The organism is Streptomyces syringium, from assembly GCF_017876625.1.
Taxonomy (GTDB): Bacteria; Actinomycetota; Actinomycetes; order Streptomycetales; family Streptomycetaceae; genus Streptomyces; species Streptomyces syringius.
In genome coordinates this window covers 6,218,894-6,236,070 of record NZ_JAGIOH010000001.1, presented here as the reverse complement: position 1 = coordinate 6,236,070, position 17,177 = coordinate 6,218,894, and the positions used below count along the sequence as shown (strand labels likewise).

The window sequence follows — 17,177 nt, the reverse complement described above, 5'->3', positions numbered from 1 at the left end:
TCTTGGTCATCGGATATCAGAAGTGTGCCCGAGCAGTTCGGCGACCGGTCGTCCCGGGGCGGACGCGAACGCCTCCAGCAGCCGCTCCAGCTCCGCGGCGATCCGCTCGGCCCGTGTCCGGTCGACCGCGTCGGGGCGGTAGCCGAGTCGCAGGGTCAGCCGGGTGCCGTCGACGAAGGCCGCCAGGGTCAAGGGGTAGTGCGTGGCGTCGCGTCCCTCGCTGCGCACCAGCCGCAGGCCCGGAGCGGCCTTCTCCAGGGCCGTCCGGTCCAGGGGGTAGTTCTCGAAGACCAGATGGGTGTCGAACAGCTCGCGCCGCCCCGCCAGTCGCTGGATCTCCCCCAGGCCCAGGTGGTGGTGCGGCAGCAGCCTCGCCTGTTCGTCCTGGAAGCGCAGCAGGAGGTCCCGTACCGGCTCCGCCGGGTCGATCGTCAGGCGGACCGGGAGGGTGTTGATGAACAGGCCGATCATCGCCTCCATGCCCGCGAGGTCGGGCTGGCGGCCGGAGACGGTCGTGCCGAACACCACGTCCCGCGTGCCGCCGGTCCGGGCCAGCAGCAGTGCCCAGGCGCCCTGCACCAGGGTGTTGAGCGTGAGGCCGTCGGCGCTCACCTCGCGCAGCGACCGGGTCAGCCCGGCGGTGAGCACGGTCTCCAGGTGCCGCGTGGGCCGCGCGCCGCCGCTGATGACCGCGGCGGTGAGCCGGGGCGGGGCGGCGGCTCCGGCGAGCGCGTCCCGCCAGGCCGCCCGTGCCGCGTCGTGGTCCCGGGCCGCCAGGGCCGCCAGATGCTCCCGGTAGGGGGTCACCGGGGGCAGCGCCGCCGGATCGCCGCCGTGCGCGTACAGCGTGAACAGCTCGCGCACCAGCAAGGACACCGACCAGCCGTCCAGCACCAGGTGATGGTGGGTGAGCACCAGCCGGTGGGCGCCCGCCCCCAGGGTGTACAGGGTGAAGCGCAGCAGCGGCGGGCGGTCCAGGTCGAAGCGGCGGTGCAGATCGGCGTGGGCGAGCCGGTCGAAGACCCGGTCCCGGCGGCCGGCGGCCACGGGGGTGAGGTCGACGTCGCGCCAGGTGAGCGCTGCCCCGCCGGGCACCACCTGGACCGGGTGGGGCAGGTTTTGGTGGACGAACGCGGCCCCGAGGTTGGGGTGGCGCTCCAGCAGTGCCGCGCCCGCGGCGCGCAGCGCGCCCGCGTCCACATCGCCCCGCAGGTGCAGGACGAGCTGGGCCTGGTACACGTCCGGGCTGTCCGGGGCGTAGAGGGAGTGGAAGAGCAGCCCCTGTTGCAGGGCGGTCAGGGGCAGGACCTCGGCCAGGCCCGGGTAGGCCGCTTCCAGGTGGTCGATCTCCGGCTGGGCGAGCGGGACCAGGGGCAGGTCGGAGGGGCTGTGACCGCCGGCGCCGGGGGTGCGGGCGTGCACCACCAGGGCGTCGAGGACGGTGAACCAGAGCTCCGCGAGCTCCCGGACCTCCTCCTCGGTGAACGCCCGGTCCGCCCAGGACCAGGCCGCGTGCAGCCGGGGCCCGGCCGGGCCGTCGATCGTCAGGGCGTCGAGGCCCAGGAGATGCGCCCCGCCGGTCGTCCCGTCCGCCCCGGCAGGCTCCGGGCCCGTCAGGCCGGCGAATTCCGTGGTGATGCCCCAGTCGGTCCCTGGCTGAGCGGTGATCCGGCCGAGGTAGTTGAAGCCCACCTGGGGTGCGCGGCGGGCGTGCGGCTCCGGTGCCGTCCGCGGGTCGAGGTGGCGCAGCACGCCGTAGCCGATGCCCCGGTCGGGGACGGCCCGCAGCTGCTCCTTGACCCGCTTCAGGGCCCGGCCGAGCGCCGGTCCCGCGGTCCACACGTCCGTCCATGTGCACCCGGTGTTCTCCAACCGGACCGGGAAGATGCTGGTGAACCACCCCACGGTGCGGGACACGTCCGTCTCCGGCGTGTCGGGACGGCCGTGGGACTCCAGCTCGACGAGGAGACCACCGGGGCCCGGGGGCCGTCCCCGGCGGCGCCGCCATTCCTCCAGCGCGAGTGCCAGCCCGGTCAGCAGGACGGGTTCCGCACCGCACCGGAAGGCGGCCGCGACCTCCGTCAGGAGGGGGCGGGTGCGTTCCGGCGGCATCGACAGCGACAGCCGCCCGGTGGTGCCGCCCGCGACGGCGTCCGCGTCGTCGACCAGGGGGTCGCCGGCGGACAGCACGTCCCGCCAGTACGGCGACTCGGCCTGCCGGGCGCCGCTCCGGCCCTGTTCGGCCAGCGATCGGGCCCACCCTCGGAAGGACGTTCCCGCACCGGGCAGGGCGGGCGTCCGGCCGGCGGCGACGGCCCGGTGGGCGGCGGCCAGGTCGGGCAGCAGGACGCGCCAGGACACCCCGTCGACGGCCAGATGGTGGACGACCAGCACGAGCCGTCCGGGCCGGTCCGGGCCGGCGTCGAGGAACACCGCCTCCAGCATCACGCCCGCGGCGGGGTCCAGCCGGCCGCGCGCGGCGGCGACGGCGTCGGAGAGCAGCCCGGGCAACCGCCCGGGGCTGTCGCCGGCGTCGACGCGGCGGACGTGGTCCTCCGCACGGCACGCCCCGGCCGGCAGGGTCTCCGGCGCCCACTTTGGTGACGGCCCGTCGCAGCGCAGCCGCAGGCGGAGTGCCGCGTGGTGGTCGAGCAGCGCCTGGACGGAGGCGACCAGGTGGTCCCGGGTCAGCCCGGGCGGCGTGCGGACGGTCACGCACTGGCTGAAGGAAGCGCGGTTCGCGCCGGGTTGTTCCCGCCACCAGTGCATGATCGGCGTCAGGGGCAAGGGCCCGACGGCCTCACCGTCCACGGTCGGGGCCGGTCGGTGGTCCGTCCCGGCCACCTCGGCCAGTCGTGCCACGGTGGGGTGGCGGAACACGTCGCGCACACTGATCCGCAGTCCGGCGTCATGGGCCCGGCTCACCAGTTGGATGGCCGTGATGCTGTCGCCCCCGAGAGCGAAGAAGCCGTCGTCGACACCGACCGACCGCTCCCCGAGCAGCTCCGCGACGATGCCGCACAGCAGGCGTTCGCGCGCGGTCCGCGGCGCCCCCGAGCGCGGTACGGCCCGGGGCGGGGCGGGCAGGGCCGCCCGGTCGATCTTGTGGTTGCCGGTCAGCGGCAACCGGTCGAGGACGACGTAGGCGCCGGGCAGCATGTAGTCGGGCAGTACGGCGGCGGCGTGCTCCCGTACGGCCCGCTCGCTCACCGTCGCGCCGGTTTCCGGCACCAGGTAGGCGACGAGCCTGCGTTCACCGGGCCGGTCCTCCCGGACGACCACCGCGGTCTGGCCCACTCCGCCGTGCCCGGTCAGCGCGGAGGCGACCTCGTCGGTCTCGACGCGGAAGCCCCGCAGCTTCACCTGGCCGTCGACGCGGCCGACGAACGTCAGCACACCGTCCGGCAGCCATCGTGCCAGGTCGCCGGTGCGGTACATCCGCGCCCCCGGCGGGCCGAACGGGTCGGCGAGGAACCGCTCGGCGGTCGGCCCCGGCCGGTGGAGGTAGCCCCGGGCGATGCCCGTGCCCGCGAGATACAGCTCCCCGGTCACCCCCGGGGGGACCGGCTGCAGGTGGGCGTCGAGCACATAGGCGCGGCCGCCGTCGAGCGGCCGCCCGATGGGCACCGCGACCGGGCCGTCCGGGGCCGCCGGGTCCCGTGTGTCCGCCGTGTCGGCGTCCGTGACGGGGTGGCAGGTGGCGAACGTCGTCGCTTCGGACGGCCCGTAGCCGTTGACGACGCGCGTGGCCGGGCAGTGCCGCCGCACCGCGCGCACGGCGCGTGGCGATACGACGTCTCCCCCGGTCCACACCGTGTCCACCTCGCGCAGAGCGCCGGGCTTCTCCTCGGCGACCAGCTGGAAGAGGCCGGCGGTGAGCCACAGGGTGGTGACGCCCGTGCCGGTGACCGCCGTCTCCAGGGTCGCGAGGTCGATGTCGCCCGGCGGTGCCACCACGATCTCCCCGCCGGTCAGCAGCGGGACCCACAGCTCCATGGTCGAGGCGTCGAAGGAGTACGGGGAGTGCATCAGGACGCGCTGCGGCCCCTCGCTCCGCCAGCAGCCGTCGAGGGCGAGGGCGAGGATGTCGCCGTGGGTGACCGCCACGCCCTTGGGGACGCCGGTCGAGCCGGAGGTGTAGGTGACGTAGGCGAGGCGTGCCGGGTCGTCCGCGGGCAGCGGCCGGATGAGGGCGGGCGCGGCGGGCGCGGTGTCCCGTACGTCGACGACCCGCGGGCCGGTGAAGGACGCCCGGGCGTCTGGGGATGCGCCCGCGCCGATGACCAGCACCGGGGCTGCCGCCTCGGCCACCACGGTGGCCTGCCGGGCGTGTGGGGCCCGGGTGTCCAGAGGGACGTACGCTCCGCCGCACTTGAGGATCGCCAGCACCGTCACGACGAAGTCCGCGCCCCGGTCCATGAGGACCGCGACCGGCGTCTCGGCGGTGACGCCGCACGCGGCCAGCCGGGCGGCCAGCCGGTCCGAGCGGGCATCCAGCGCCGCGTAGGTCAGCAGGTCACCGGCGGTACGGACCGCCGGGGCGTGGGGTGTGCGGCGCACCTGCTCGGCGAAGCGGCCCGGCAGGGTGCCGTGGGCGCCCGGTGGAGGGGCCTCGGGAGACGAGGCAGTGAGCAGGCGCCGCCGCTCCTCGCTCGTCAGGAGGTCCACGCGGTGGACGGGGGCGTCGGGGTCGGCGGTCACCTGCTCCAGCAGGCGCGTGAAGCGGGCTCCGATCGCCTCCGCCGTGGCCCGGCCGAACAGCCCGGTCCGGTATTCGAGTACGCCGTCCAGGCCGAGGCACGTGCCGTCCGGCCCGCGGTGCTCGTGAAGGCTGAAGGTCAGATCGAACTTGGCGGCGCCGGTGGCGACGGTTCCGGTGGTGGCCGACAGCCCGGCGAGGTCGATGCGGTGCGGGGGTGCCGGGGTGACGACGAGCATCACCTGGAACAGCGCCTGGCCGCTCGCCGCGCGCTCGGGGGCCAGCGCCTCCACCACCAGGTCGAACGGCAGGTCCTGGTGGGCGAAGGCCGCGAGGTCGGCCTCGCGGACCCGGGCGAGCAGCTCCCGGAACGTCACCTCGCCGGAGGTGTCGGTGCGCAGCACCAGCGTGTTCACGAAGAACCCGACGATGTCGTCCAGCCGCGCGTCGGGGCGGTCCGAGACCGCCGTGCCCACCGGGACGTCGGTGCCCGCGCCCAGGCGGGTGAGCAGTGCTGCCAGTCCCGCGTGCACCACCATGAACGGGCTCGCCCGCTCGGCCCGGGCCAGTCCCGCGAGCCGGCCGTGGGCTCCGGCGGGGATGCGGAAGGTCACGGTGGCGCCGGCGTCCTCCGCCGGCGCCGTCCGGTCGGTGGGCAGCTGGATGCGTTCGGGGAGCCCGTCGAGCGCGGTGGTCCAGTGGGTGAGGAGGCGTTCGGCGACGTCGGTGGGCCGGTCGTCGGTGCCGAGCGTCCCGCGTTGCCACAGCGTGAAGTCGGCGTACTGCGCCGGCAGCGGTGACCAGTCGGGCGGCGTGCCCCGGAGCCGGGCCGTGTAGGCCGTGCCGAGATCGGCCGCCAGCGGGTCGAGGGAGGCGTGGTCGCAGGCGATGTGGTGCAGGAGCAGCAGCAGGACCTGCTCGTCGGGGCCGACGGTGAACAGCTCGGCTCTCAGGGGCGGTTCGTCGTCGAGGCGGAAGGCGTACCGGGCGCTCGCGGCGAGCGCGTCCGCCAGTTTCGCCGGGGCGACCGTCGTCACGGTGAGCCGGGGGCGGGCGTCGGCCGGGGGCAGGATCCGCTGGAAGGGCCGCCCGGCCGTCTCCCGGACGACGGTGCGCAGCGTTTCGTGGCGTTCCGTCAGGTCGGCGAGCGCCGCCCGCAGCGCCTCCTGGTCGGCCTGCCCGTCCAGGCGCAGCACCAGGGGCACGTTGTACGCGCTGTCCGGGCCGGTGAGCGCGTGCAGGAACCACAGCCGTCGTTGGGCGAAGGAGAGCGGGATGTGCTCGGGGCGGGCGCCCGTCGGCGCCGGGTGCGCGGCGGGCAGTTCCGGCGCCCGGCCGATCCGGTCGGCGAGGGCGGCCACGGTGGGGTGCGCGAAGACGTCCCGTACGTCCAGGTCGGTGTGGAAGGCGGCGCGCACCAGGCCGACGAGCCGTGTCGCGCGGAGGCTGTCGCCGCCGAGGTCGAAGAAGCCGTCGTGGGCCCCGACGGTGGCGTGGCCGAGGAGTTCGGCGTACAGGGCGGCGAGCCGCCGCTCCCGTGGCGTGCGCGGGGGCCGGGACCGGGCGGGGGTCCGTGGGGCGGGGACGGGCAGGGCCCGCCGGTCGAGCTTGCCGTTGGGGGTGAGCGGCAGTGTCTCCAGGAGCACGAACAGCGCGGGGACCAGGTGTTCGGGCAGGCGGGCGCGCAGATGGTCCCGCAGGCGCGCGATGCGGCGGTCCTCGTCGTCCGGCGTCCCGTGCACGGCTTCGCCCCCGGGGCCGCTCGCGGTCACCGGCCGGCCGCCCGGGGTGGTTGCCGTTTCCGGTCCGGTTCCGCGGGCGGGGACCACGTAGGCCACCAGCCGCGGTTCTCCGGTGTCACCGCCGCGGTCGTCGGCCGCCGTGGCGGTCACCGCGGCCTGGCCCACGCCGGGGGCGGTCAGCAGCGCGGCCTCGATCTCGGCGGGCTCGATGCGGAAGCCGCGGACCTTGAGCTGGTCGTCGGCCCGGCCGAGGTAGTCCAGGCCTCCGTCGTTCCGCCACCGGGCGAGGTCGCCCGAGCGGTACAGCCGCGAGCCCGGCGGGCCGAACGGGTCGGCCACGAACCGCTGCGCGGTCAGGTCCGGCCGCCCCAGGTACTCCCCGGCGACGCCGGGCCCGCCGACGTACAGCTCGCCCGCGACCCCGGGCGGCACCGGCCTCAGCCGGCTGTCGAGGACGTAGAGGCGGGTCGCGGGGAGGGGGGTCCCCACGGGGCTGCCGGCCTCCTCGCGGTGGCCGGCGCGGAGGTCGAGTCTGGTCGCGTGGACCGTCGTCTCGGTGATGCCGTACATGTTGACGAGGCTGGGTGAGGTGTCGCCGTGCCGCCGGAACCAGGAGCGCAGCCGGGCGGGCCGCAGCGCCTCCCCGCCGAAGATCACCCAGCGCAGGGCGAGGCCGCGGCCCCGTTCCGGCTCCTGGGCGTCGGCGTGGTCCAGCGCGTGGAAGGCGGACGGCGTCTGGTTCAGGACCGTCACCCGCTCCCGGACGAGCAGGTCGAGGAACTCCCGGGGCGAGCGGGTCACCTCGTGGGGGACGACGACCAGCCGCCCGCCGTGCGCGAGTGCTCCCCACATCTCCCAGACGGAGAAGTCGAAGGCGCAGGAGTGGAACATCGTCCACACGTCACCGCTGTGGAAGCCGAATGCGGACGCTGTGCCGTCCAGCAGCGACACCAGGTTGCGGTGCGGGACCACCACCCCCTTGGGTCGGCCGGTGGAGCCGGAGGTGTAGATGATGTAGGCGGTGTGGGCGGGGGTCAGCGGGCCGCGGCGGTCGGTGTCCGTCGGATCGGCGGAGGACTCCTCCTCGGGGAGCCCGGCCAGGGTGTCGGGGGTGAGGACGTATGCGGGCGCCGCGTCCGCGAGGATCGTCTCGACGCGGTCGGCGGGCCATCGCGGGTCGACGGGCAGATAGGCCGCGCCCGTCTTGGTGACGGCGAGGATCGCGGTGACCAGGTCGACGGAGCGGGGCAGCACGACGGCGACGGTGCGCCCGGGGCCGGCCCCGCGCCGGATGAGCGCCCTGGCGAGGCGGTTGGCGCGGGCGTTGAGTTCCCCGTAGTCCAGGGCGTCGTCGCCGCAGCTGACCGCAGGGGCCCGGGGGGTGCGCGCGGCCCACCGTTCGACCAGCGCGGGCAGGGTGGTGGCCGGCTCGGGCAGCGGGGCCGTCACCCGGGGGACCGTCCGCCGTCGTTCCGCGGCCGAGAGCAGGTCGAAGTGCCCGACGGGCCGGTCGGGTTCGGTGATCAGCCGGCCGAGGAGACGGACGTACCGGCGGGCCTCGGCGGCGGCTTCGCAGGTGCCGTAGCGGGCGGGGTCCGCGTAGAGGTCGACGCGCAGGCCGGACCGCTGTGCCTCCGGGTGGACAGTGACGGACAGCTCCTCCACCGGGCCGACGGCGATGTGGTGCATCGCCATCGGCCGCCCCGCGAACCGCCGGCCGAAGCTGAACGGCATGACGTTCGCAGCCAGCCGGTAGAGCCCCTGCCCGGTGCCCGCCAGTTTCAGGTCGCGGTACAGATCCTCCTGCCGGTAGTGCTGGTGGGCGAGGGCCGCGGTCACCTCGGCGCCGACGGCCCGCACGAGTTCGGCGGCCGTCCGGTCCGGGCGGACCGGCACCCGCAGGGGCACCACGTTCGACATCATGCCGGCGACGGCGCGGGTCGCGGCACCGGTGCGCCCGGCGACCGGCAGCCCCAGCACCACGTCGTCGCCGCCGGTGTCCGAGCGGGCGTGGGCCAGCAGGGCCGCCGCGGCCGTCGCCACCACCGGCCACTGCACCCCCAACCGCCGCGCCAGGGGGCGCAGGGCGGCGAATCCGGCGGCGGGCAGCCGGGCCGCGCCGCGGGCCGCGACCCCGTTGGCGGAGCCGGGGGCCGGGGCGGCCGCCCCGCGCCCGGTGGGCGTGGGGCGGCCGGCCATGCGGTCCAGCCAGAAGTCACGGTCGGCGGCGAAGGCCGGGGAGCACCGGTAGGCGGTGTCCTCGGCCAGGAGCGCGCCCGGCGAGACCCGGGGGCCGGGCTCGGGGGTCCCGCCCTTCTCCAGGGCCGCGTAGACCTCCCCGAGGCGCCGGGCGAACAGGGCGCCGCCGAGGCCGTCCATGACCAGGTGGTGGCAGACCAGGTACCAGCAGACCCGGGCCGGCGACAGCCGGATGAAGGCGGTCCGGAACAGCGGGCCGACGGCGAGGTCGAAGGGGCGCGCCACATCGGCCCGCATCCACTCCACCGCGGCGGCCAGCGGGACCGCCTCGTGGCGCAGGTCCACGAACGTCACGCCCCAGCCGGGCAGCGGCCCGAGGCGCTGGCAGGGCTGTTCCCCGTCCGGTGCGGTGAACCGGGCCCGGAGCGGTTCCGCCTCGTCCACGGCGATCCGGAAGGCCGTCTCGAACAGCCCTTCGTCCAGGTCGCCGGAGACCTCGAAGCCCGCCGCCACGTGATAGCGGGCCGAGCCCGGGGTGAGCTTCTGCCCCAGCCACACCCCGTGTTGCGCGGTGGAGAGGGGAAGCCCGGCGGGAGTGCCGGGCACCGGCTCGGGGTCCGTTCTCATCCGACGCCCTCCGGCACCGTGGGCGTCGTCCCCAGCCGCCGGACGAGTTCCCGGCCGACCTCGCCGAGCGGGCCGGGGCGGCCCAGTTCGCCGTGCGTGCAGTCCACGGGCACCACGTCCGCCCGGCCGTCGGTCATCAACGGCCCCCACAGCTCCCGCGCGAGCTCCGGGGAGGTCTCCCGGGCGGCGAAGACCAGCAGGTCCCCGGCGAACGGGCGCGGCTCGTGCGCGTGGGAGAGGGTGGCGTTGTTGGCGAAGATCCGGGCGACCGCCGCGACCCGCTGCTCGTCGAACGAGGCCAGCAGCCCGCTCTGCTCACGGGCGATCCGGACGAACCGCGGGTAGGTCAGCGACTCGCCCTCCCAGGCGGACGGGTCGTAGCCGAAGAACTCCAGCACCATCGCCAGCACGTCCCGGCCGGCGACCGAGGACTCCTCCGGCGACTGTTCCGTGGGCTCGCCGGCGGGGTAGGCGTCGAGGACGGCCAGCAGGGCGACCTCCTCCCCGCTCCGCTGGAGCTGCACCGCCATCTCCTGGGCGACCATGCCGCCGAACGACCAGCCCAGCAGGTGGTACGGGCCGGTGGGCTGCACGGAGCGGATGTGGTCCACATAGTCCGCCGCCATCTCCCGGACGGACGCGGGCAGGACCTCCTCACCGTCGAGTCCCCTGGCCTGGAGGCCGTAGACGGGGTGGCCGGTGCCCAGCGGGCCGGTGAGTCCGGCGTAGGACCAGGCGATCCCCGCGGCCGGGTGCACACAGAACAGCGGGGGCTCGGTGCCCGTCTCGCGCAGGGGCAGCAGGACGCCGATGCCGCTCTCCTGCGGCTTGCGGAGGGCGGGCAGCACGTCCGCCGGCCGCACCGCGGTATCGGCCGTGGAGTCACCGTCGGAGGTCAGGGCGCCGACGGACCGGGTGGGCTCGTGGGCCGCCGTCGTCAGCAGGTCGACGAACCGCTCGGCGAGCGACTCGACCCGCTCCCGCTCCATCAGGTGCGGGCGGTAGTCGAACCGCAGCAGGAGCCGCTCGCCGCGGGCCGACACCACCAGGTTCAGCGGGAAGTGCGGGGCGTCGTCGCCGTAGGCGCGGGCCAGCTTCAGTCCGGTCGCGGGCTCGGCGAGTTCGTCCGAGTCGAGGGGGTAGTTCTCGAACGCCATCACGGTGTCGAACGGGTTGCCGATGTCGGTGATCCGGCGGATCTCACCGAGGCTGATGTGGTGGTAGGGCATCAGTGCCGCCTGCTCGCGCTGGAGCCGGACGAGCAGCGAGCCCAGCCGCTCCCCCGGGTCCAGCCGGACCCGGGTCGGCACGGTGTTGATGAAGAGACCCACCATGGTCTCCACCCCCGCGAGTTCGGCGGGCCGGCCGGACACCACCGACCCGAACACCACATCGGTGTTGCCCGTCTCCTGGCCGAGCAGAACGCCCCAGCCCGCCTGGAGCACGGTGTTGGCCGTCACGCCGTGGCGGCGGGCCATGTCCATGAGGGCCACGGTCGTGTCCGCGCCGAGTTCCACGGTCACGAACCGGGGCGTCAGGGGCTCCCCGTCGCCCTCGCCCCGGGCGATCAGGGTGGAGGTGGTCAGCCCGGCCAGCGCCGCACGCCAGGCCTCCTCCGCCTTGGTGCCGTCGGTCCTCTCCAGCCAGGCCAGGTACTCGCGGAAGGGGGTGATGGCCGGCAGGGCCGCCGTGGCGCTGCCGTCCGCGGTGGGCGCGGTGTCCTCGTAGAGCGCGAACAGCTCCCGCAGCACGACGGGCAGCGACCAGCCGTCCAGGATGATGTGATGTGTCGTCAGGACGAAGCGGCGACGGCCGTCACCCATGTCCACGAGCATCATGCGCAGCATCGGCGGCCTGGTGGGTTCGAAGCGGCGGCCGCGCTCGTGCGACAGCAGCCGGTCGATCTCCTCTTCCTGCCGGTCCCCCGACAGCGTGCTCACGTCCTCCTGGCGCCAGGGCAGTTCGGCCCGGGAGCCGAAGACCTGCACCGGCTCGACGAGCCCTTCGTGGACGAAGGCGGCACTCAGATTGGTGTGCCGTTCCAGGAGCTTCTGGCCGGCGGCACGCAGCCGCGCGGGATCCAGATCGCCGACGAGCTCCAGCCACACCTGCACGGTGTAGACGCTGTGCTCGCCCTCCAGCGCCGCCTGCTCGGCGCTCAGCCCGCTGACCAGGACGTGGTACAGCAGGCCCTGTTGCAGCGGCGACAGCGGGAGGATCTCCTCCAGGCCGGGGTAGTCGTGCTCCAGCCGCTCGACGTCCTCCTGACCGAGCTCGGCCAGCGGGAAGTCGGAGGGGGTGCGGCCGCCCGCGCCGGGCTCGGCGGCGTGTGCCGCCAGCTCGTCCAGGATCTCGAACCAGGTCGTGCCCAGTTCGTCGACGAGCCGCTCGTCGAGGATCCCGTCGGCCCAGGTGAGGCTGACGCCCAGCTCCGGCCCGCGCTCGGTGTCCTGGGTCAGTGCGGTGATCTCCAGCGGGTGGGCCAGCGGCATGCCGGCGTCGGCCCCGGCGCTCATGCCCGCCTCGGGCGCGGGGCCCCAGTCCCGGTCGCCCGACGCGGCGGGCAGGAGGAACCGCCCGAAGTAGTTGAACCCGATGTGCCGCGGTGCGGCGGCGGCCAGCGTGGCCGAGGTCTCCGGGTTCAGATACCGCAGCAGACCGAAGCCGATGCCCTTGTCGGGGATCGCCCGCAGCTGTTCCTTCACCCGCCGCAACGCGCGCCCGAGTTCGCGGCGCGAGCCGTGCCCGCCCGCCGGTACGCCCGCCCCGGGGGTCCCGGGCGCGAGGCGCACCGGGTACATGCTGGTGAACCATCCGGCGGTGCGGGAGAGGTCCGCGCCGGGGACGACGGGCTCACGCCCGTGCCCCTCCACGTCGATCACCACGTCCCGCTCACTGCCCAGGGTGCGCTGCACGGCCAGCGCCAGCGCGGTGAGCAGCACGTCGTTGATCTCGCAGTGGAAGGCGGCGGGGATGGTGCTGAACAGGTGCCGGGCCCGGTCCGCCCGGTAGGTCATCGCGCGGGAGCGCGCGTGGGCCGTGGTGTCCCGGGCGGGATCCATGGGCCGGTTCGCCAACTGCGGGCCGGGGCTGCGGAGGATGTCGGTCCACAGCGGCAGTTCGGACGTCCGCCGCTCCTCGCGTGCCTGCTCCGACAGCGCACGGCTCCAGTGCCGCAGCGGGGTCTCCACCGGGCGCAGCCGGGGAGCGCGGCCGGCCTCCAGGTCCTGGTAGGCCCCGGCCAGGTCGGGTACGAGGATGCGCCACGACACCCCGTCGCAGGCGAGGTGGTGGGCCATGAACATCAGCCGGCCCGGCGCGTCGGGGCCCGCGTCCAGCCAGACGACGCGCACCATCGTGCCGGCCTGGACGTCCAGTTGCCCCTGGGCCCGCCGCGCTTCGTCGGCGAGGGTCTCCCCCAGGTCGTCGAGACCGCGGACGTCGACCCGCCGGACGCAGGAGGAGGCGGCCACGGAGCCGGCCGGCCGTACCTCGAGCCGCCAGTCGGCCGACGACCGGTCGAGGCGCAGCCGCAGGGCGTCGTGGTGGTCCACGAGCTGCCGCACGGCCTTGACCAGCAGGTCCTCCCGCAGCCCGCCGGGCACCTGGAGGAGTACGGCTTGGTGGAAGCCGTCGACGGGGCCGTCGAGTTCGCGGAGCCAGTGCATGATCGGGGTGAGGGGCACCTCGCCGACACCGGAGACGGTGTGCTCGCCCTCCGCGCGCGTCGTCTCGCGCGCGGCGGCCGCCAGCGCCCTGACGGTCTTGTACTCGAAGATGTCCTGCGGGGTCAGGACCAGCCCCGCCTGACGCAGCCTGCTGACCAGCTGGATCGACATGATGCTGTCGCCGCCGAGGTCGAAGAAGCTGGCGTCCACGGGGACCTCGGGGCGGCGCAGCACCTCCGAGAAGACGCGCGCGACCTGCTGCTCGCGCGACACGGCCGGGGTCGGCTCGGGAGCCTCGACGGCGGCGGGTTCCGCGACTGCGGGTTCGGCGACTGCGGGTTCGGCGACTGCGGGTTCGGCGACGGCCGGCTCGTTCACGACGGGCTCGGTGACAGCTCGCTCGGTGACGGCCGCGAGCTCCGGCACCGCCTCGCGGTCGAGCTTGCCACTGGGCGTGCGCGGCAGTGACCGCGCCACGCTCACCTCGCCCGGGACGAGATGGGCCGGCAGCCGCTCGGCCGCCCAGTCCCGCAGCCGCTCGACGGCGTGGGGAGGGGCTCCGGCCGCGGGCACCGCGTAGGCGACGAGCCGGGCGTCACCGGCCGCGTCCTTGACCACCGAGGCCATGACCTCGGCCACCCCCGGGTGACCGGCGAGTACCGCCTCCAGCTCGCCCAGCTCGATACGGAAACCATTGATCTTGACCTGTCCGTCCACCCGGCCGAGGAAGTCGAGGTGTCCGTCCTCGCGCCAGCGGGCGAGGTCGCCGGTCCGGTACATCCGGCTGCCGGGCGGGCCGAAGGGGTCGGCCACGAAGCGTCCGGCGCTCAGGCCCGGTCTGCGCAGATAGCCCCGCGCCAGTCCGTCGCCCGCCAGGTACAGCTCACCCCGCCGCCCGGGCGCGACCGGCTGGAGCGACCCGTCGAGCACATAGGCCCGTACGTGCCGCAGCGGGCGGCCGATGGGCGGCGTGTGCCCGGCCGGGGCGGCGTCGGAGGACCAGGCGGTGGCGTACACCGTCGCCTCGGTCGGTCCGTAGACGTTGAGGAGCCAGGTGCCGGGCATGGTCTCCCCGACCCGGTCGGCGATGGCCGCGGGCAGTGCCTCGCCGGCCATGGACAGGGTCCTGGCGGACAGCCGGAGGTCGCTGAAGTCCATGAGCTTCGCGAAGACCGAGGGGATCGCGCACAGCAGACCGCCCGACCAGCGCGGCGGGTCGCTGTCCAGCAGTGACAGCAGATTGCCGACCACCTCGACGCTGCCGCCGGTCGCGAGCGCGGGGAAGATCTCGGCCACCGACACGTCGAAGCTGAACGACGTGGCGGCCAGGGTGTGTGCCAGCGCCTCGGCGCCGAACTCGGCGCTCGCCCAGGCGATCAGCGGGACGACGTTGTGGTGGGGGACGACGACGCCCTTGGGCGTTCCGCTGGAGCCGGAGGTGTAGATGACGTACGCCGGATGTGCGGGCAGCAGGGGTGCGGTGCGGTCCGCGTCGGTGGGGGCCTGCGGGGAGCAGCGGCCGAGCTCCCGGACGGTGTCCGGGGCGTCCAGCACGAGCAGCGGCGCCGACAGGCCGCCGAGGTCCCGGCCGGTGTCGGCGGCGCTGGTCAGCACACAGCTGGGCCGGGCGTCGTCGATCATGTAGCGGAGGCGTTCGGCCGGGTAGGCCGGGTCGAGCGGCAGGTACGCGGCACCGGTCTTGAGGACCGCGAGCATCGCGACGATCGTGTCGGCCGAGCGGGGCAGCAGCAGACCGACGGTCCGCTCCGGGCCGGCGCCCCGGCCGATCAGCAGACGGGCGAGCCGGTTGGCCCGCTCGTGGAGTTCGCCGTAGGTGAGGCTGCGGATGCGGTCCCTGACCGCGACCGCCTCGGGGTGCCGGGCGGCGGCGCTTTCGAGCAGTGCCGTGAGGGTTCCGGCCGGGGGCCGCTCGTCGGCCCGCGCCCAGGACCGCACGGCGGCCAGCTCGTCGGGCTCCAGGAGGTCGAAGGCGCTCACCGGCCGGCCGGGGGCGGCGACGGCGGCGGACAGCAGGCGCGTGAAGCGCCGCCCGTGGGCCGCGAGTTCGGCGGAGGCACAGCGGCCCGGGGCGCCGAGGAAGACGACCCGCAGGCGGCGGTCCGCGGGGTCCTCGTCGATGACGATGCGCAGGTCCGGCGCCGCTTCGGCGCCGACCCGGCGGACGACGGCCGCGAGGGCGCCGAAGCGCAGGCGCGGCCCGGGGGTACGGACGTCGACGACCGGCCCGTACAGGCGCGGGCCGGTGCCCGGCAGCCCGAGCTCCCGGCACAGCTCGCTGTGCCGCAGCCGCTGGTGGCTCCGGACGCGGCGGGTCTCCTCGGTCACCTGGCCCACGAGGCCGGCGAAGCCGGTGCCGGGCCGTACGGTCAGCCGCAGGGCCGCGATGTCCTCGGCGGCGCCGGGGACACGCCGGGCGGCGCTGCTCGGCCGGCCGTCCACGGGCACGCCCAGCACCACGTCCGTGGCGCCGGTCATCCGGTGCGTGTACGCGGCCACGGCGGCCAGCAGGACGGCACCCGGCCGGGTGCCGCTGTAGCGGGCGGCCGCGTGCACCCGGTCGGTGTCGGCCGCGGTGAGGACGACCGGCCGGGCGGGCCCGTCGGGGCGGTCGACGGCGTCGGTCGCGTCCTGGGCGAGCGTCACCGGCTCGGGCCGGTCGGCGAAGCGCTCCCGCCAGAACGCGAGGTCCCGGCCGTGGGCGTCCGACTCCCGGTAGGCGGCCTCCTCGGCCGCCAGCCGGGCGAGCGGCGCCAGGGCGCCGTCCTGGGGCGGGTGGCCCTCGACGCGCGCGGTGTACACCTCCGCGACGCGGCGGGTGACGAGCGAGCAGCTGTGGCCGTCGACGACGGCCCGGTGGTGCTGGTGGAACCAATGGAAACGGTCCGGCGCGAGGCGGAGCAGAGCCTGGGCGGACATGGCGCGCCCGGGCGCCCGGGCGAGTTCCGCCCGGACCCACTCCTCGGCCGCCGCCACCGGGTCGGGCTCGGCGCCGAGGTCCACGACGGTCAGCGGGAGACCGTCGGTGGTCTCCAGGGCCGGGGGCTCGTCGGCCCCCTGGTTGCCCGAGGCGAACCGCAGCCGCAGCGCGTCGGCCTCCGAGGCGACCTGGGCCGTCGCGGCCTCGAACACCGCGGTGTCCAGGGGGCCGTGGATCTCCACGACCTCGGCGGCGTACGCGCCGGGGCCGCCCGGGGTGTCCCTCGACGCGTGCCACGCCTCCAGGCCCGCGGCGGACATCGTGACGTGCCTGCTCCGGTGGTCAGCCATGGCGGATCTCTCCTCGCTCGACGCGCTGGTGCTGTGCATAGGGGTAGAAGCCGCCACCGGCCTTGCGGCCGGTTCTGCCTTCCGCGACTAGGCGAGCGAGCAGGTCGCACGGCCGGAAGCGCTCGTCGCCGGTGTGCTCGCGCAGCACCTCCAGCGAGTCGAGGACCGTGTCGAGACCGATGAGGTCGGCGGTGCGCAACGGGCCCATGGGGTGGCCGAAGCAGTCCTGGAAGATGCGGTCCACGGTGTCGGCGTCGGCCGTGCCCTCGCCCAGCACCGTCGCCGCCTCGTTGAGCGTCAGCATCAGCACGCGGTTGGTCACGAAGCCGGGCGCGTCCCGGACGACGAGGGGCCGCTTGCCGATCCCCGCCAGGAAGGCCGTGGTCAGCTCCAGGGTGTGGTCGCTGGTCCGCGGCGCCCGGATGACCTCCACGGCGTCCTTGAGGGGTGCCGGGTTCATGAAGTGGGTGCCGATGACCCGGTCGGGGCGGCCGGTGAAGGACCCGAGCCGGGTGATGGGGATGCACGAGGTGCAGGACGCGAAGACCGTGTCCGGTCCGCACACCTCGTCCAGGTGCCGCAGGATCTCCTCCTTGAGCGACTCCTTCTCCCGCGCGCACTCGACCACGAAGAGGGCGGGGGCCAGGTCGGCGAGGTCGGCGGACCACGTCACGCGTTCCTCGGGGCGCGCCGCCCCGGCCGGGACCCGCAGCCCGTCCCGCCGTCGCAGCAGGTGCGCCATGCGCACCCCGGCGCGCAGGCGTGCGGGTCCGGTGCCCAGCGCCTCGGGGACGGGGTCGACGAGCACCACCGGGTGCCCGGCCTCCGCGAAGCACTGCGCGACGCCGATGCCCATGGTTCCCGCGCCGACGACGCCGACGGTCGCGCCGGCCGCCAGGGCCCGCACGGTGTTCTGGTGTTCACCCACGGTGGGGGATCTCCTTCGGTTCGGTC

Annotated in this window: 3 protein-coding genes; all 3 read right to left on the bottom strand. The window is 75.3% G+C overall.

All coding sequences use genetic code 11. The features are described 5' to 3' along the window. Nucleotides 1-6: 6 nt before the first annotated feature. Genes JO379_RS27465 through JO379_RS27455 form a run of 3 tightly spaced genes read right to left on the bottom strand, consistent with a single transcriptional unit; the run spans nucleotide 7 to nucleotide 17,151 of the window. Entirely contained in the window at nucleotides 7-9,267 is a 9,261-nt protein-coding gene (locus tag JO379_RS27465; protein WP_209517426.1) for a non-ribosomal peptide synthetase, read from the bottom strand. After that, nucleotides 9,264-16,223: a non-ribosomal peptide synthetase gene (locus tag JO379_RS27460; protein WP_209517424.1), complete on the bottom strand. Its 6,960-nt coding sequence runs from the start codon at nucleotides 16,221-16,223 to the stop codon at nucleotides 9,264-9,266. The genes JO379_RS27465 and JO379_RS27460 overlap by 4 nt, the downstream gene beginning before the upstream one ends. Continuing rightward, nucleotides 16,216-17,151 (bottom strand): 3-hydroxyacyl-CoA dehydrogenase family protein, encoded by a 936-nt coding sequence (locus JO379_RS27455; protein ID WP_278046348.1) that lies wholly within the window; start codon nucleotides 17,149-17,151, stop codon nucleotides 16,216-16,218. The genes JO379_RS27460 and JO379_RS27455 overlap by 8 nt, the downstream gene beginning before the upstream one ends. Nucleotides 17,152-17,177 lie beyond the last annotated feature (26 nt).

Excerpts from the sequence above, each read along its gene's own strand:
- JO379_RS27465 (WP_209517426.1), bottom strand. The coding sequence starts at position 9,267 with ATGAGAACGGACCCCGAGCCGGTGCCCGGCACTCCCGCCGGGCTTCCC.
- JO379_RS27460 (WP_209517424.1), bottom strand. The coding sequence starts at position 16,223 with ATGGCTGACCACCGGAGCAGGCACGTCACGATGTCCGCCGCGGGCCTG.